Raw genomic sequence first — 14,104 nt, forward strand, 5'->3', positions numbered from 1 at the left:
ACTGGAGTTGTGAAGATTCCGTTAGTTTCGGCGATGGCTTCTTCTTCCGCTGCGAGAACACAACACGATGAGTGCGCCCGCTTCCTCCCGCCGGCCGATCCTGCTGGTCGACGACGATCCCCTCCTGCTCGAATTCCTCGCCACCGTACTGCAGCACGCCGGCTACGACACCGTGGGCGCCGCGTCGGCACCGGAAGCGCTGCAGCGCATCGCCGAACGGGACGGCGCGCACCAGGAACCCTGCTTTGCGATGGCCCTGCTCGACGTCACGATGCCCGGCATGTCCGGCCTCGACCTGGCGCGCCGCCTGAGGGAGCATACCGAGGTGCCCTTCATGTTCCTGTCTTCGGTGGACGATGCCGAGACCGCGCGCCAGGCCGCCAGCCATGGCGCGCTCGGTTTCGTGGTCAAGCCGGTGGACGCCGCCCGCCTGCTGCCGGCCTTCGAGGCGGCGCTGGCGCGCGCGGACGAGATCCGCCAGCTGCGCCGTACCGAGGCCAACCTGAACGCGGCCCTGGCCGCCGGCCGCGAGACCAGCCTGGCCGTGGGCCTGCTGATGGCGCGCTACCAGGCCGACAGGAATACCGCCTTCGAAGTGCTGCGCGACCATGCGCGCTCGAGCCGGCGCAAGGTCAACGAGGTGGCCGAACAGATCGTCGCGGCCGAGGAGCTGCTCAACAGCCTGCACGGCGCTTTCGCGGGCCGGCTGCGCAGCAAGTAAGCGCTAGTTTCGCTGCGCCGAAGCCACGCCGGTGGTGGCGAAGCGCTCGCGGTAGAGGGTAGGGGCGATCCCCATGCGCTTCTGGAAGGCGCGGCGCATCTGCGCTTCGCCATTGAAGCCGGCGCGCGCCGCCACCGTCTTGAGCGGCAGCGCGAGATCGGCCAGCAGTTGCCGGGCGCGTTCGAAGCGGCAGGCGGCGATGAATTCCTGGGTGCTCATGCCGACTTCCTGCAGGAAGACACGGGCGAAGTGGCGCTCGCTCATCATCGCCTTTTCCGCCAGCTGGGTAACGCTCAGCCGCTGGTGCAGGTTTTCGAGGATCCACTTCTGGATCTCGCGGATGCCGGGCCGCGCCGTGCGTTCGCTCAGCAGGTGGGAACTGAACTGCGACTGTCCGCCCGGGCGCTTCAGGTAGACCACCATGTCGGTCGCCACCTGCAGTGCCAGCTCCTTGCCGAAATCCTCTTCGACCAGCGCCAGCGCCAGGTCGATCCCGGCGGTGACGCCGGCCGAGGTCCACAGGTTACCGGCGCGCACAAAGATGGCGTCCGCATCGACGGCGATGCCCGGATGCTCGGCCTGCAAGCGTTCGGCCACGCTCCAGTGGGTGGTCGCGGCCTTGCCGTCGAGGACGCCGGCCGCGCCGAGGAAGAAGGCGCCGGAACACAGGGCCGCCAGGCGCTGCAGGCGCGGGCCGGCGGCCGCGACCCAGTCGACGATGGCGCCGCCTTCGGCCAGCGCGCGGTGGATGTCGCGCGCGCCGACCACGATGGCCGTATGCGGCAATGCCAGCAGGTCGAGGCGCTTGCCGGCCTGCAGCGACATCAGGGTATCCGAGGGCACGTTGCCTTCGCGGCTGGACGCGATGCGCACCTCATAGCCGTCCGGCTTGCCGCTCTTGCGCAGGTGCACGTTGGCATATTCGAAGACCGACATCGGACCGATGGCTTCCATGGCCTTGAAGCCTGGATAAACGACGATGTCGACGGTAATTGCCGGGGACGCTGGCCTGTTCTGCATGGGTCTGTACTGCTCTTGACGGCTGACAAATCCGGTCATTATTGCATTAATTTCGGACATCCAGGAGAGCGCCTATTGGCCGCGGCATGGCTTGTGCGGATAATGGCAGGATTGCACAACCACTCAGGAAATCCCATATGAAAACCAAGGCAGCGATTGCATGGCAGGCGGGTAAACCGCTGACGATCGAGGAAGTCGAGCTCGAAGGCCCGAAGGCGGGCGAGGTGCTGGTCGAGGTCAAGGCCACCGGCATCTGCCACACCGACTGGTACACGCTGTCGGGCGCCGATCCGGAAGGCATCTTCCCGGCCATCCTCGGCCATGAAGGCGCGGGCGTGGTGGTCGACGTCGGTCCCGGCGTGACCTCCCTGCGCAAGGACGACCACGTCATCCCGCTGTACACCCCGGAATGCCGCCAGTGCAAATTCTGCCTGTCGCAGAAGACCAATCTCTGCCAGGCCATCCGCTCCACGCAAGGCCGCGGCCTGATGCCGGATGCTACTTCGCGCTTCTCGCTGGACGGCAAGCCGATCTACCACTACATGGGCACCTCGACCTTCTCGAACTACATCGTGGTTCCTGAAATCGCGCTGGCCAAGATCCGCTCCGACGCACCCTTCGACAAGGTCTGCTACATCGGCTGCGGCGTCACCACCGGCATCGGCGCCGTGATCTTCACGGCCAAGGTGGAGGCGGGCGCCAACGTGGTCGTGTTCGGCCTCGGCGGCATCGGCCTGAACGTGATCCAGGCGGCCAGGATGGTCGGCGCCGACAAGATCATCGGCGTGGACATCAACCCGGGCCGCGAAGAGATGGCGCGCAAGTTCGGCATGACCCACTTCGTGAATCCGACCCAGGTCGAGAACGTGGTCGACACCATCGTCCAGCTGACCGACGGCGGCGCCGATTACTCCTTCGAATGCATCGGCAACGTCACCACCATGCGCCAGTCGCTGGAATGCTGCCACAAGGGCTGGGGCCAGTCGATCATCATCGGCGTGGCCGAAGCCGGCAAGGAAATCTCGACCCGTCCGTTCCAGCTGGTCACCGGGCGCGTCTGGAAAGGCTCGGCCTTCGGCGGCGCCCGCGGCCGCACCGACGTGCCGAAGATCGTCGACTGGTACATGGAAAACAAGATCAACATCGACGACCTGATCACCCACCACCTGCGCCTCGACCAGATCAACGAAGGCTTCGAGCTGATGAAGAAGGGCGAGTCGATTCGTTCGGTAGTGGTGTACTGAGCACCTGGCACCCGCCAAGCCAAGCCGGCGCAATGCCGGCTTTTTTCCATCCACGCCGCCATTCCTGCAGCCTGTCGCACCCCGCTGGCGCGCATCCCTTTGCATATCTATCCTGCCCTCATCGATCAAGCGCCCAAAACTAGAAAAAAAGTTCTAGACAAATTTTTCTAGCTGGCCTATTCTGAATCCGTCGAAAGGAACCCGCATGAGCCTGCATCACTGGGAGGAAACGCGATGAACGCCGCGGCCTGGATGTCCGGCCTGGCCTGGGCATTGCTGGACTTCGTCTGGCAGGGCGCGCTGGTCGGCTGTGCCGCCGCCGTGCTGCTGGGCTTGCTGAGCAGGGCGCGTCCGCAGTGGCGCTACCTGGTCGCCTGCAGCGCGCTGCTGTTGTGCGCGGCGCTGCCGCTGGCCGGCATGCTGGCGCGCGTGGCCGGGCAGGGCACAGACGGCGTGCTCATGCTGCCGTCCGCGCTGCTGCAGGCGCTGCCGTCCAATGGCGGGCAGGCGGCGCCCGGCCCGCTCCACGGCGCCGTGCTGCCGGCCGGGTGGCGCCTGGCGGACTGGCGCGAGGCCCTGCAGCCGCGCCTGCCGCTGGTGATCCTGTGCTGGTCGGCCGGGGCCGCGCTGATGGCCGTGCGCCTGCTGCTGGGCCTGGCCTGGGTGCGCCGGCGCAGCCGTCCCGGCGCCTACCGGCCGGACGCCGAGTGGCAGGCCGTGCTGGATCGCCTGGCGCTGCGGCTGGGGATCGGCCGCAAGGTCATCCTCGGGCTGGTGGACGATCTTGCCAGTCCGGTGACGGCAGGGGCCCTGGCCCCGCTGGTGCTGGTCCCGGCCTCGCTGGCCACCGGCATGGCGCCGCAGCTGCTCGAGGCCTTGCTGGCCCACGAGCTGGCCCATGTGCGGCGCCACGACTACCTGGTCAACCTGGTACAGAGTGCGATCGAGATCCTGTTGTTCTATCACCCGGCCGTGTGGTGGCTGTCGCACCGCATCCGGATCGAGCGGGAACTGATCGCCGACGATTTGGCCGCAAGCGCGCTGGGCGAACCGCGGCGTCTCGCGCTTGCATTATCCGAGCTGGACCTGTTCCAGCTCTCCCCGCAACTCGCCCCTGGGGCATTTGGAATAAGAGGAACGCTCATGTCTCGCATCAAACGCCTGGTTCGCCCGCACGCCGAACCCCTTAACTGGAAGCTGTCCCTGCCGGCCCTCGGCCTGGCCCTGACGGCCGCCATCCACGCCCATGCCGGCACCACGCCGGCGGCCGCGCCGGCCCAGCAGAAATCGACGGTCCACGTGACGCAGCAGGATAGCCGGGAAGCGCCCTATGCGCTGGTGGGCGAGGGCGACGACGGTTTCAACATGACCGGCAACAGCGCCGACTGGCCGTCGATCAAGCAGCTCAAGCGCAGCATCAAGGGCGAATTCCTGTGGTTCCGCGATGGCGGCAAGACCTGGATCGTGCAGGACCGCGACACGCTGGCGAAGGCGCATGCGGCCTGGGAACCGGTCAACCGGCTGGGCGAGCAGATGGATGCCTACGGCAAGGAGATGGACAAGCACGGCAAGGCCATGGATGCGATCGGCAAGGAGATGGAGCAGGCCGCCGCCGGCATGCGGCCCGACGAGGCGCGGGTGCGTGAGCTGGAGCGCAAGATGAACGAGCTGGGGCGGCAGATGTCCAGCCTTGGCCAGCAGATCGGCAAGGCCGGCAGCGACAGCGAGCGCGACCGCCTGAACGACAGGATGAATACGCTTGGCCGGCAGATGAACGCACTGGGCCAGCAGATGCACGCCGCAACCGAGAGTGAAGGGCAGCGCCGCGCCCAGGCCAGCATGGACGCCGCCGGCAAGCGCATGAACGAGGCCGGCAAGCCGATGGACGCGCTGGGCAAGAAGATGGATGCGCTCGGCAAGCAGATGGACCAGGAGGGCAAGGCCGCCGACAAGACCATGCGCAGCCTGATCCGCGATGCGATGGCCAGGGGACTGGCGCAGCCGGCACCGGGGCAGGGCTGAATACTATCCTTGCATGCATATAAATAAGACCGGAAATGGATTTCATTTCCGGTCTTATTTATATGTATTCGATTAAATGTGCATATAACAGGATTTAATACGGTAATTACACCGTATTGTGCGGCGCAAAAGAAGATAGGTATAATTTCTTTTCAGCAACCGGAAAAATGTTTTCCGGTGCTATTCAATAATAATCACCAAGAGATAGGAATTAACATGTTCAAGAAAATCGCTGCCGCCGCCGCACTGGCTTTCGCGGCATCTTCCGCGTTCGCCGCACCGACCGCTTATTACGGCGGCCTGGACCTCGGCTCGACCAAGCTCGACGGCCTCAGCGACAACAAGGCCAGCGTCGGCGGCTTCCTCGGCTATGGCTTCAACCAGAACTTTGCCATCGAGCTGGGCTATCGCCAGCTGGGCAGCTGGGATGTGCTGGGCGTCAACGTCAAGGCGAAGCAGACCCACCTCTCGGTGGTCGGCTCCTACCCGCTCGGCAACCAGGTCGAGGTCTATGGCCGCCTGGGCTACAACCAGCTGCGCGGTGAAGCCAGCTACGGCGGCCTGTCCTATGGCGACGACACCAGCGGCGTCATGTACGGTGCCGGCCTGAGCTACAGCTTCACCCCGACCATTTCCGGCCGTTTCGAAGTGCAGAAGCCGTCCAGCGATTCGACCAATTACGGCGTCGGCGTCGTCTTCAAGTTTTAATTTAATTAAGACGGGAATAAGCGGCAATTCATCGCCCGCTTATTAAAACAGGTGGCACATGTTTCGATTTTCGGAACGTGTGCCATTTATTTTTCGGGAGCATTATGGCAGCATACGGACGTTTATATTTTTTTAAAGTCCATGCCATGCCCCCAGCACGCTTAGCTGTCGTTTTATCCCTTGCCGGCGCCGCTGCGCTGGCACATGCCCAGAATACGCCGGCAACCGCACCCGCCACCGCCGCCCCGACGACGGCCGAACGACCGGCCAAGGAATTCCCGTACACGCCCGGGCTGGACGTGAATTCGATGGACCGCAGCGCCGACCCCTGCGTCGACTTCTACCAGTACGCCTGCGGCGGCTGGATGAAGAACAATCCGATCCCCGCCGACCAGGCGCGCTGGTCGGTCTACGGCAAGCTGGCCCAGGACAACCAGCGCTTCCTGTGGGGCATCCTCGAAGACCTGTCCAAGCGCCGGGACGGCCGCAACGCCAACCAGCAGAAGATCGGCGACTATTTCGGCGCCTGCATGGACGAGCGCACCATCGAGGCGCGCGGCGCCGAACCGCTGAAACCCTATTTCGACCAGATCGCGGCGCTGCGCTCCAACAAGGACTTGCCGCGCGTGCTGGCGCGCCTGCACCTGGCGCTGGCCGACCAGGGCCTGTACTTCGGCTTCGGATCGAGCCAGGACTTCGGCGATTCGACCCGCGTGATCGCCTTCGCCACCGCCGGCGGCCTGGGCCTGCCTGACCGCGATTCCTACCTCAAGACCGACGACAAGTCGAAAGAGGTGCGCGCCAAGTACATCCTCCACATCGCCAACACCTTCAAGCTGCTGGGCGACGCGCCGGAGCTGGCGCAGCGCAAGGCCGAGCGCGTGATGGCGATGGAGACCGAACTGGCCAGGGCCTCGCTGTCGCGCGTCGACAAGCGCGACCCCTACAAGCTGTTCCACAAGGTCGATGCCAAGGGCCTGCAAGCCCTGACCCCGGGCTTCGACTGGCACACCTACCTGGACGAGATCGGGCAGGGCAAGCAGAACACCTTCAACGTCACCGAACCGGCCTTCTTCAAGGCGCTGGCGAAGATGTGGAAGAGCAGCGACATCGACGCCACCCGCACCTACCTGCAGTGGCATGTGGCGCGCAATCTGTCGCCGGCGCTGGCATCGAAGTTCGACCAGGAACACTTCGACTTCTTCAGCAAGACCCTGCGCGGCGTCCAGCAACAGCCGCCGCGCTGGAAACGCTGCGTGGGCCTGGTCGACCGCCAGCTCGGCGAAGCGCTGGGCCAGGAGTTCGTCAGCCGCGCCTTCTCGCCGGAGCTGAAGGCCAAGTCCCTGCACATGACCCGCCAGGTCGAAGAGGCGATGAAGAAGGACATCGAGTCGCTCGACTGGATGAGCCCCGAGACCAAGAAGCGCGCCCAGGAAAAGCTGGCCGCGATCGTCAACAAGATCGGCTATCCGGACAAGTGGCGCGACTACGGCAGCTATGAGGTGAAGCCGGGCGACTTCGCCGGCAACGTCGAGCGCGGCAATATGTTCGAATCGCGCCGCCAGCTGGCCAAGATCGGCAAGCCGCTCGACCGCGGCGAATGGTCGATGACTCCGCCGACGGTGAACGCCTACTTCGATCCGCAGATGAACGACATCAACTTCCCGGCCGGCGTGCTGCAGCCGCCGCTGTTCGACCCGAAGATGGACGATGCGCCGAACTACGGCAACACCGGCGGCACCATCGGCCACGAGCTGACCCACGCCTTCGACGACGAAGGCCGCCAGTTCGACGCCAAGGGCAACCTGAAGGACTGGTGGACGAAGCAGGACGCCAAGGAATACGAAGAGCGCGCCCAGTGCATCGTCGACCAGTACGCGCAATACACGGTGGTCGACGACATCAAGATCAACAGCAAGCTGACCTTGGGCGAGGACATCGCCGACCTGGGCGGCCTGATCCTGGGCTGGATGGCATGGAAGGAAGAGATGGCCAGCATGCCGCAACAGGCCCAGCCCCTGCGCGACGGCCTGACCCCGGAACAGCGCTTCTTCGTCGGTAACGCCCAATGGGCCTGCGAAAACGACCGCCCGGAAAACCTGCGCGTAAAAGCCCTGACCGACCCCCACTCACCGGGCCGCTTCCGCGTGAACGGCCTGGTGGTGAACATGCCGCAGTTCCAGGAGGCTTTCCACTGCAAGCCGGGGCAGGCTATGGTGAAGGAGAAGCGTTGCAGGGTTTGGTAAGCGTGTGAAGATCGAACCGGCGACGTTCAGGTGTGCGTATCCTTGACTACGCACGTATTCACTCGCGCAAAAGACCTCAACGCCGCCGCGTCCCCTGATCGCTGGCCTGCGCCTGCATGTGAATCAGATTCGCCTCGAAGGACTGCATCTGCAAGCCGATATCCGACATATCGACATTCGACCGCTGCAGCCGCGGGAACAGCTGCTGTTCTTCCTCGTCGATGTGGTTGAGCACCGCGTTGAGCATCTCGCGCATCAGCGGCTCGGCGCGCGGTTCGTCGGGCTGCATGCCCTGCAAGGTGGCCAGCAGGTCGTCGACCTTCAGGTGGTCCTGCTCGAAATGGCGCACCAGATTGTCGTCCAGGCAGCGCACGTTCGGATAGAAGATCGATTCTTCCAGCCGCGAATGGGTGTGGATGGCTTGCAGCAGCTGGATGGCCGACTGCTTCTTCACCTCCATGTCGCTGCTGTTGAGATAGGTGTCGGCCAGCTTGCGCACCATGTCGTGGTCGCGCGTCAGCGCCTGGATCGGGTCAACATTGTCCATGATGGTCTCCTGAAAAGGTGTGCCATCCTACTCCCGGTCGTCGCGGGGGCGCGATCCGTTTAGGGCCGGCAATCCGTCAAAAAAAACGCCGCCCGCGGGCGGCGCCTGGATGGGCCGGAGCCCGATCAGTGCTGCGAGATCTTGCCGCGCCAGGCACCGGTTTCCTTGCCGCGCGACTCCAGCATTTCCTTGAACTTCTGCAGGTTGCCGCGGGCTTCCATGCGCACGGCGCCGAAGGCGTCGCCCAGTTTTTCCAGCGGGCCTTCCGGCTGGTAATCCATCTGCAAGGCGATGCGGGTCACGTCATCCGAGATCTTGTGGAAGGTGACCACGCCGCCGTTCGGCACGCCGGTGACGCTGCGCCAGGCGATGCGCTTGTCCGGGATCTGCTCGGTGATCTCGGCATCCCATTCCTTTTCCTCGCCGGCCACATTGGCTTTCCAGTGCAGGTGCTTGTCGTCCAGTTGGCGGATTTCGTGCACGCTGCTCATGAATTGCGGGAAGTCCTCGAACTGGGTCCACTGGTTGTAGGCAGTGCTCACTGGCACGTTGACTTCGATCGTCTCGACGATCGAGGAGTCCATGTTCGAACCACGATTTTTCATTTTTTTCGACAGCATCATGCCGCCAACCGCCAGCGCGGCCACAGTAACGACTCGATTCAGCATTGTTGCCTCCTTGTTACGAGTAGAGCTTCGATAAAGAACGACCGGATAAGGCCGGCTTGAGAACACATCTGCTCGTAACTTACGATAAGTCCTGTTTGGACGGCGCTAGCGAGCCTTGAGGAAACTGTTGTGATACTGTATATATAACCAGTAAAATTGCGCCCGATACCAGCCTGGGAGCCATCCCGACGTTTATAATGCCCGCATGAATCTCCTCGACAATCTGAATCCCGAACAGCTCGCCGCGGTCACGCTGCCGTCCCAGAGCGCCCTGATCCTGGCCGGTGCCGGCTCGGGCAAGACCCGTGTGCTGACCACCCGGATCGCCTGGCTGATCCAGACTGGCCAGGTCTCGCCGGCCGGCCTGATGGCGGTGACCTTCACCAACAAGGCGGCGAAGGAAATGCTGACCCGCCTGTCGGCGATGCTGCCGGTGAACACGCGCGGCATGTGGATCGGCACCTTCCACGGCCTGTGCAACCGCCTGCTGCGCACCCATCACCGCGACGCCGCGCTGCCGCAGAGCTTCCAGATCCTGGATTCGCAGGACCAGCTGTCGATGATCAAGCGCATGCTGAAGGCCCTGAATGTCGATGACGAGAAGTACCCGGCCAAGGACCTGATGTACTTCATCAACAACGCCAAGGACAACGGCTTGCGCGCCAGCCAGGTCGAGGCCTATGACCACGTGCAAAAACGCATGGTCGAGCTGTACGACGCCTACGACCAGCAGTGCCAGCGCGAGGGCGTGGTCGATTTTGCCGAGCTGCTGCTGCGCGCCTACGAACTGCTGCAGCGTAACCATCCGCTGCGCCAGCATTACCAGATGCGCTTCCGCCACATCCTGGTCGACGAGTTCCAGGATACGAACGACCTGCAGTACAACCTGCTGAAACTGCTGGCCGGCCACGGCGAGGCGGCCGGCGGCGCGATCTTCGCGGTCGGCGACGATGACCAGAGCATCTACGCCTTCCGCGGCGCCAATGTCGGCAATATGCAGGCCTTCGAGCGCGAGTTCGAGGTCAGGAACCTGATCAAGCTGGAGCAGAACTACCGCTCGCACGGCCACATCCTCGACACCGCCAACTTCCTGATCGCGAATAACACGCGGCGCCTGGGCAAGAACCTGCGCACCGACGCGGGGCAGGGCGAGCCGGTGCGCATCTACGAAGCCTCGAGCGACCTCGAAGAGGCGCAGTGGATCATCGACGAAGCCAAGAGCCTGATGGCCGAGGGCATGCCGAGGAGCGAGATCGCGATCCTGTACCGCTCGAACGCGCAGAGCCGCGTGATCGAGCACGCGCTGTTCGCGGCCGGCCTGCCCTATACCGTGTACGGCGGCCTGCGCTACTTCCAGCGCGCCGAGGTCAAGCATGCGATCGCCTACCTGCAGCTGATGGACAATCCGCACAACGACTCGGCCTTCCTGCGGGTGGTGAACTTCCCGACCCGCGGCATCGGCGCGCGCTCGCTCGAGCAGCTGCAGATGGCGGCCGAGAGCTATGGCGTGTCGATGTATGCGGCGGTGCCGTATATGACCGGCAAGGCCGGCGCCGCGCTGGGCAACTTCGTCAAGCTGATCGAGAGCGCGCGCTTCGAGACCCAGCAGCTGCCGCTGCCGGAGATGGTGAAGGTGGTGCTGGAGCGCAGTACGCTGCTGGCCTACTACGAGAAGGAAAAGGAAGGCGCCGAGCGCATCGAGAACTTGGAACAGATGGTCAGCGCCGCCACCCACTTCGTGCAGGAAGAAGGCTTCGGCGTGAACGCCCCGGCCCACCTGGGCCCGCAGGCGGCGGCCAGCAGCGGCACGGCCATCGTCAACGCCGACGGCGTCGAGGTGCTGGATGCCGATGCGCCGCTGGCTGCCGTGATGTCGCCGCTGTCGGCCTTCCTGGCCCACGCCTCGCTGGAAGCGGGCGATGCCCAGGCCCAGGCCGGCCAGGACGCGATGCAGCTGATGACGGTGCACTCGGCCAAGGGCCTCGAATTCGACGCCGTGTTCATCACCGGCCTGGAAGAAGGCCTGTTCCCGCACGAGAGCAGCTCGCGCGAGCTGGACGGCGTGGACGAGGAGCGCCGCCTGATGTACGTGGCGATCACGCGCGCGCGCAAGCGTTTGTACATGAGCTTTACCCAGCAGCGCATGCTGCACGGCCAGACCCGCTTCAACATGAAGTCGCGCTTCTTCGACGAGCTGCCGGAAGAATCGCTGAAGTGGCTGTCGCCGCGGGTGCAGACCAACTGGTTCGGCGGCCGCAAGTCGACCACCGCCTGGGACGACGCCAGCTTCCGCGAGGGCGGCAGCGACAACCAGATCGCCAAGCAGATCACGCAGAAGTCCTCTAGCGACAAGGGCATCGGCTGGCGCATCGGCGAAGCCGTGTCGCACGCGCGTTTCGGCGAGGGCGTGATCGTCAACATCGAGGGCGGGGCGGGCAGCCCGCGCGCCCTGATCAACTTCGGCGGGGCGGGGATGAAGATGCTCGACCTGTCGGTGGCCAAGCTGGAGAAGCTGGCGCGGTGATCGTTCGACCGTGGGCACGGTGTGCCCACCCTACCTGTTGCGCCGACCGTAGGGTGGGCACACCGTGCCCACGATGATTACGCCGGCTGCGCCTCTTTGCCAGCGGCCGGCTTGCCGAAAATATCGCGGTAGCCGGCGTAGATCGCGCACTGCAGGAACAGGATAAACAGGAACATCAGCCACATCAGCACCACCTGGGCCAGCGCGATCGCGCTGAACAGGTTCACCACCACGAAGGTGATGAGGGTGAAGATGCCGAACCAGGAGAGCAGCATCACGCCGAACACGCGCGCCGAGCGCACCACGGCGAAGAAGCTGTAGAAGGTGGCCTTGCCCGGTCCCATCTGCTTCCAGTAGGTGAGCGGCGCGGCAAAGCACAGGGTCAGCAGCGACACCGTTTCCAGGATCAGCAGGCCGAACACGGCGGCGACGTCGCCCAGCGTGAAGGGCAGCTTGTCCTTCGGATCGAGCTTGATATTGCCCGGCAGCTGGCGCAGCGATTCCGGCGTGATCATCAGCGCGATCAGGGTCAGCACCAGGAAGACGCCGAGATAGATCACGCCCACCTTGCACAGGCCGCCCAGCACCGGTTTGCGGAAGCCCGTCAGCAGCACGGCCGGGGTCACGCGGTCGCCGTTGTCGATCATCAGGCAGGCCTGCATGAAGGCCATCGAGAACGAGGGGATCAGCACCACCACGATGATCGGGCCGATGATGGGCACGGCGCTGATGCCGATCGCCAGCAGGATGCTGGCAAACAGCAGGGTGGTGAGGGCGGCCGGCTGCTTGCGGAACAGGGCCATGCCCCGTTTCAGCCAATCCCAGCCGGTACGTGCGGGCAGTGTGCTCATGCTGTGAGACCCGGGGCGGGAACGGCGATGCGCTCGCGCAGCACGCGTTCGAAGTGGGTGGGATCGTGCGGCGTCAGCATCTCGGCTTCGCGCGGACGGTGCAGGTCGTACAGGCGCGACAGCCAGAAACGCAGGGCCGCGGCGCGCAGCATGGGCTGCCAGGCCTCGGCTTCCGCCTCGGTGAAGGGGCGGGCGGCGTGGTAGGCGCGGGTCAGCGCCAGCACGCGGTCCTGGTCGAGGCGGCCGGTGTCGAGATCGATGCACCAGTCGTTGACGGTGACGGCGATGTCGAACAGCCAGCTGTCCCAGCCGGCAAAATAGAAGTCGAAGCAGCCGCTCAGGCGCTCGCCGACGAACATCACGTTATTGCGGAACAGGTCGGCGTGGACCGGACCCTGGGCCAGTCCGGCGTAGACGGGGCCGGCGGCGAACTCGCGCTGGAAGGCCAGTTCGGATTCCAGCAGGGCGGCTTCATCCGCGTCGAGGAAGGGCAGGACCTTCGGCACGGTCTCGATCCACCAGTCCAGGCCGCGCAGATTCGGCTGGCGCAGCGGGAAGTCGCGGCCGGCCAGGTGCATCTTCGCCAGCATGGTGCCGACTTCCGAGCAATGCACGGGCTGCGGATCCATCTGCGAGCTGCCGTCGAGCTTGCTGACGACGACGGCCGGCTTGCCGTGCAGCGCCACCACCAGTTCTCCCTGGTCGTTCGGCACCGGCGCCGGCACCGGAATGCCGCGCTCCGACAGGTGGCGCATCAACTGCACGTAGAAGGGCAGCTGCTCGAAGTCGAGGTTCTCGAAAATCGTCAGGACGAATTCGCCGCGCTCGGTCGTCAGGAAGAAGTTACTGTTTTCGATGCCGCTGGCAATGCCTTTCAGCGCCAGGGCTTTACCGAGAGGAAACTGCTTGATCCACTGGCTCAGGTCGTCCAGTGTGACCGAGGTGAAAACTGCCATCGTTCACGAAATATTGGGGTAGCTGTGGCGGCCGCACGAAGGCGGCCGGTCGTCATTTCTTCTCGGGGCCGGCGGTCGCGTTGGCCGGCAGCGGGGGCGGCGGCGGCGCGTCGGCGGTGGTCGGCGCATTGCTGCCGTTTTCGGCGGCCTTGCGCTTGCCCGACAGGTCGAATTCTCCCACCTTCCATTGCGGCGCGCGGATCGAATTGCCGCTCCCGCTGCCCGGTACCGCATTGCCCGGCGGGTTGTTCGGCTTCATATAGTAGTGGCTGCCGCTGCTGGTGACCTCGACTTCGGTAACCTGGCCGCCGTCGCGCGTTTCCTTGATCCGGGTGCGCTCGCGCGAGGGGATATTGGTGGCCGGTACATCGCTGCCCGGTTCGACGCGCTCGAGCTTGGGCGGCGCCTGGTTCTGCGTCGACTGCGGCGGGGTCGGCTGGGACGATTGCTGGGCCAGTGCCGATCCGGCCTGCGCGGCCAGCAGCAGGCCCAGGCAAGGTGCGAGGAGGGACAGGCGGGAGGAAATGCGTGGCATGGTGGTCACCTTTGACGTTTGGTTCATTGTAACAAACAGCGCCGCCCGCCAGTGAAATGCAT

At 64.6% G+C, this 14,104-nt stretch carries 12 protein-coding genes; 6 read left to right on the top strand and 6 right to left on the bottom strand.

Annotation, left to right across the window (positions count from 1 at the left end; translation table 11 throughout):
• Positions 1 to 67: 67 nt before the first annotated feature.
• The gene (locus AC1DOQ_RS00220) at positions 68 to 721 is read left to right on the top strand and encodes an ANTAR domain-containing response regulator (RefSeq protein ID WP_477358824.1); all 654 of its coding nucleotides are present in this window, start codon (positions 68 to 70) and stop codon (positions 719 to 721) included.
• 3 nt (positions 722 to 724) lie between these two features.
• Here the strand turns inward: AC1DOQ_RS00220 and AC1DOQ_RS00225 are convergent, their stop codons facing one another.
• Positions 725 to 1,741, bottom strand: coding sequence for a GlxA family transcriptional regulator (locus AC1DOQ_RS00225; RefSeq protein ID WP_477358827.1), 1,017 nt, complete (start codon positions 1,739 to 1,741; stop codon positions 725 to 727).
• Positions 1,742 to 1,878: 137 nt separating this feature from the next.
• Here AC1DOQ_RS00225 and AC1DOQ_RS00230 point away from each other — a divergent pair, with 137 nt between their 5' ends.
• The 4 genes from AC1DOQ_RS00230 to AC1DOQ_RS00245 all read left to right on the top strand — a co-directional run bounded on the left by AC1DOQ_RS00230 (position 1,879) and on the right by AC1DOQ_RS00245 (position 7,961).
• Positions 1,879 to 2,985: an S-(hydroxymethyl)glutathione dehydrogenase/class III alcohol dehydrogenase gene (locus AC1DOQ_RS00230; RefSeq protein WP_477358830.1), complete on the top strand. Its 1,107-nt coding sequence runs from the start codon at positions 1,879 to 1,881 to the stop codon at positions 2,983 to 2,985.
• Positions 2,986 to 3,219: 234 nt separating this feature from the next.
• On the top strand, positions 3,220 to 5,007 hold the full coding sequence (locus tag AC1DOQ_RS00235; RefSeq protein ID WP_477358833.1) for a M56 family metallopeptidase: 1,788 nt from the start codon (positions 3,220 to 3,222) through the stop codon (positions 5,005 to 5,007).
• A gap of 216 nt (positions 5,008 to 5,223) precedes the next feature.
• Positions 5,224 to 5,715, top strand: coding sequence for a porin family protein (locus tag AC1DOQ_RS00240; protein ID WP_477358836.1), 492 nt, complete (start codon positions 5,224 to 5,226; stop codon positions 5,713 to 5,715).
• 146 nt (positions 5,716 to 5,861) lie between these two features.
• Positions 5,862 to 7,961 (top strand): M13 family metallopeptidase, encoded by a 2,100-nt coding sequence (locus AC1DOQ_RS00245; RefSeq protein ID WP_477358839.1) that lies wholly within the window; start codon positions 5,862 to 5,864, stop codon positions 7,959 to 7,961.
• Between the two features lie 76 nt (positions 7,962 to 8,037).
• Here the strand turns inward: AC1DOQ_RS00245 and AC1DOQ_RS00250 are convergent, their stop codons facing one another.
• Both AC1DOQ_RS00250 and AC1DOQ_RS00255 read right to left on the bottom strand, forming a co-directional pair.
• A complete protein-coding gene (locus AC1DOQ_RS00250; protein WP_477358841.1) occupies positions 8,038 to 8,508 on the bottom strand; it encodes a hemerythrin domain-containing protein in 471 nt (156 codons plus the stop codon).
• Between the two features lie 125 nt (positions 8,509 to 8,633).
• Positions 8,634 to 9,176 (bottom strand): SRPBCC family protein, encoded by a 543-nt coding sequence (locus AC1DOQ_RS00255; protein ID WP_477358844.1) that lies wholly within the window; start codon positions 9,174 to 9,176, stop codon positions 8,634 to 8,636.
• A 205-nt stretch (positions 9,177 to 9,381) separates the two neighbouring features.
• On the opposite strand from AC1DOQ_RS00255, the gene AC1DOQ_RS00260 reads away from it, so the two are divergent.
• Positions 9,382 to 11,700 (top strand): UvrD-helicase domain-containing protein, encoded by a 2,319-nt coding sequence (locus tag AC1DOQ_RS00260; RefSeq protein ID WP_477358847.1) that lies wholly within the window; start codon positions 9,382 to 9,384, stop codon positions 11,698 to 11,700.
• A gap of 77 nt (positions 11,701 to 11,777) precedes the next feature.
• Here the strand turns inward: AC1DOQ_RS00260 and AC1DOQ_RS00265 are convergent, their stop codons facing one another.
• Genes AC1DOQ_RS00265 through AC1DOQ_RS00275 form a run of 3 tightly spaced genes read right to left on the bottom strand, consistent with a single transcriptional unit; the run spans position 11,778 to position 14,042 of the window.
• Positions 11,778 to 12,551: a BPSS1780 family membrane protein gene (locus AC1DOQ_RS00265; RefSeq protein WP_477358850.1), complete on the bottom strand. Its 774-nt coding sequence runs from the start codon at positions 12,549 to 12,551 to the stop codon at positions 11,778 to 11,780.
• Positions 12,548 to 13,507, bottom strand: coding sequence for a homoserine kinase (locus AC1DOQ_RS00270; protein ID WP_477358852.1), 960 nt, complete (start codon positions 13,505 to 13,507; stop codon positions 12,548 to 12,550). Before AC1DOQ_RS00270 ends, AC1DOQ_RS00265 begins: the two co-directional genes overlap by 4 nt.
• Before the next feature lie 52 nt (positions 13,508 to 13,559).
• Positions 13,560 to 14,042, bottom strand: coding sequence for a hypothetical protein (locus AC1DOQ_RS00275; RefSeq protein WP_477358855.1), 483 nt, complete (start codon positions 14,040 to 14,042; stop codon positions 13,560 to 13,562).
• Between the last annotated feature and the right edge of the window lie 62 nt (positions 14,043 to 14,104).

It is taken from the genome of Massilia sp. 01N417 (assembly GCF_056399645.1).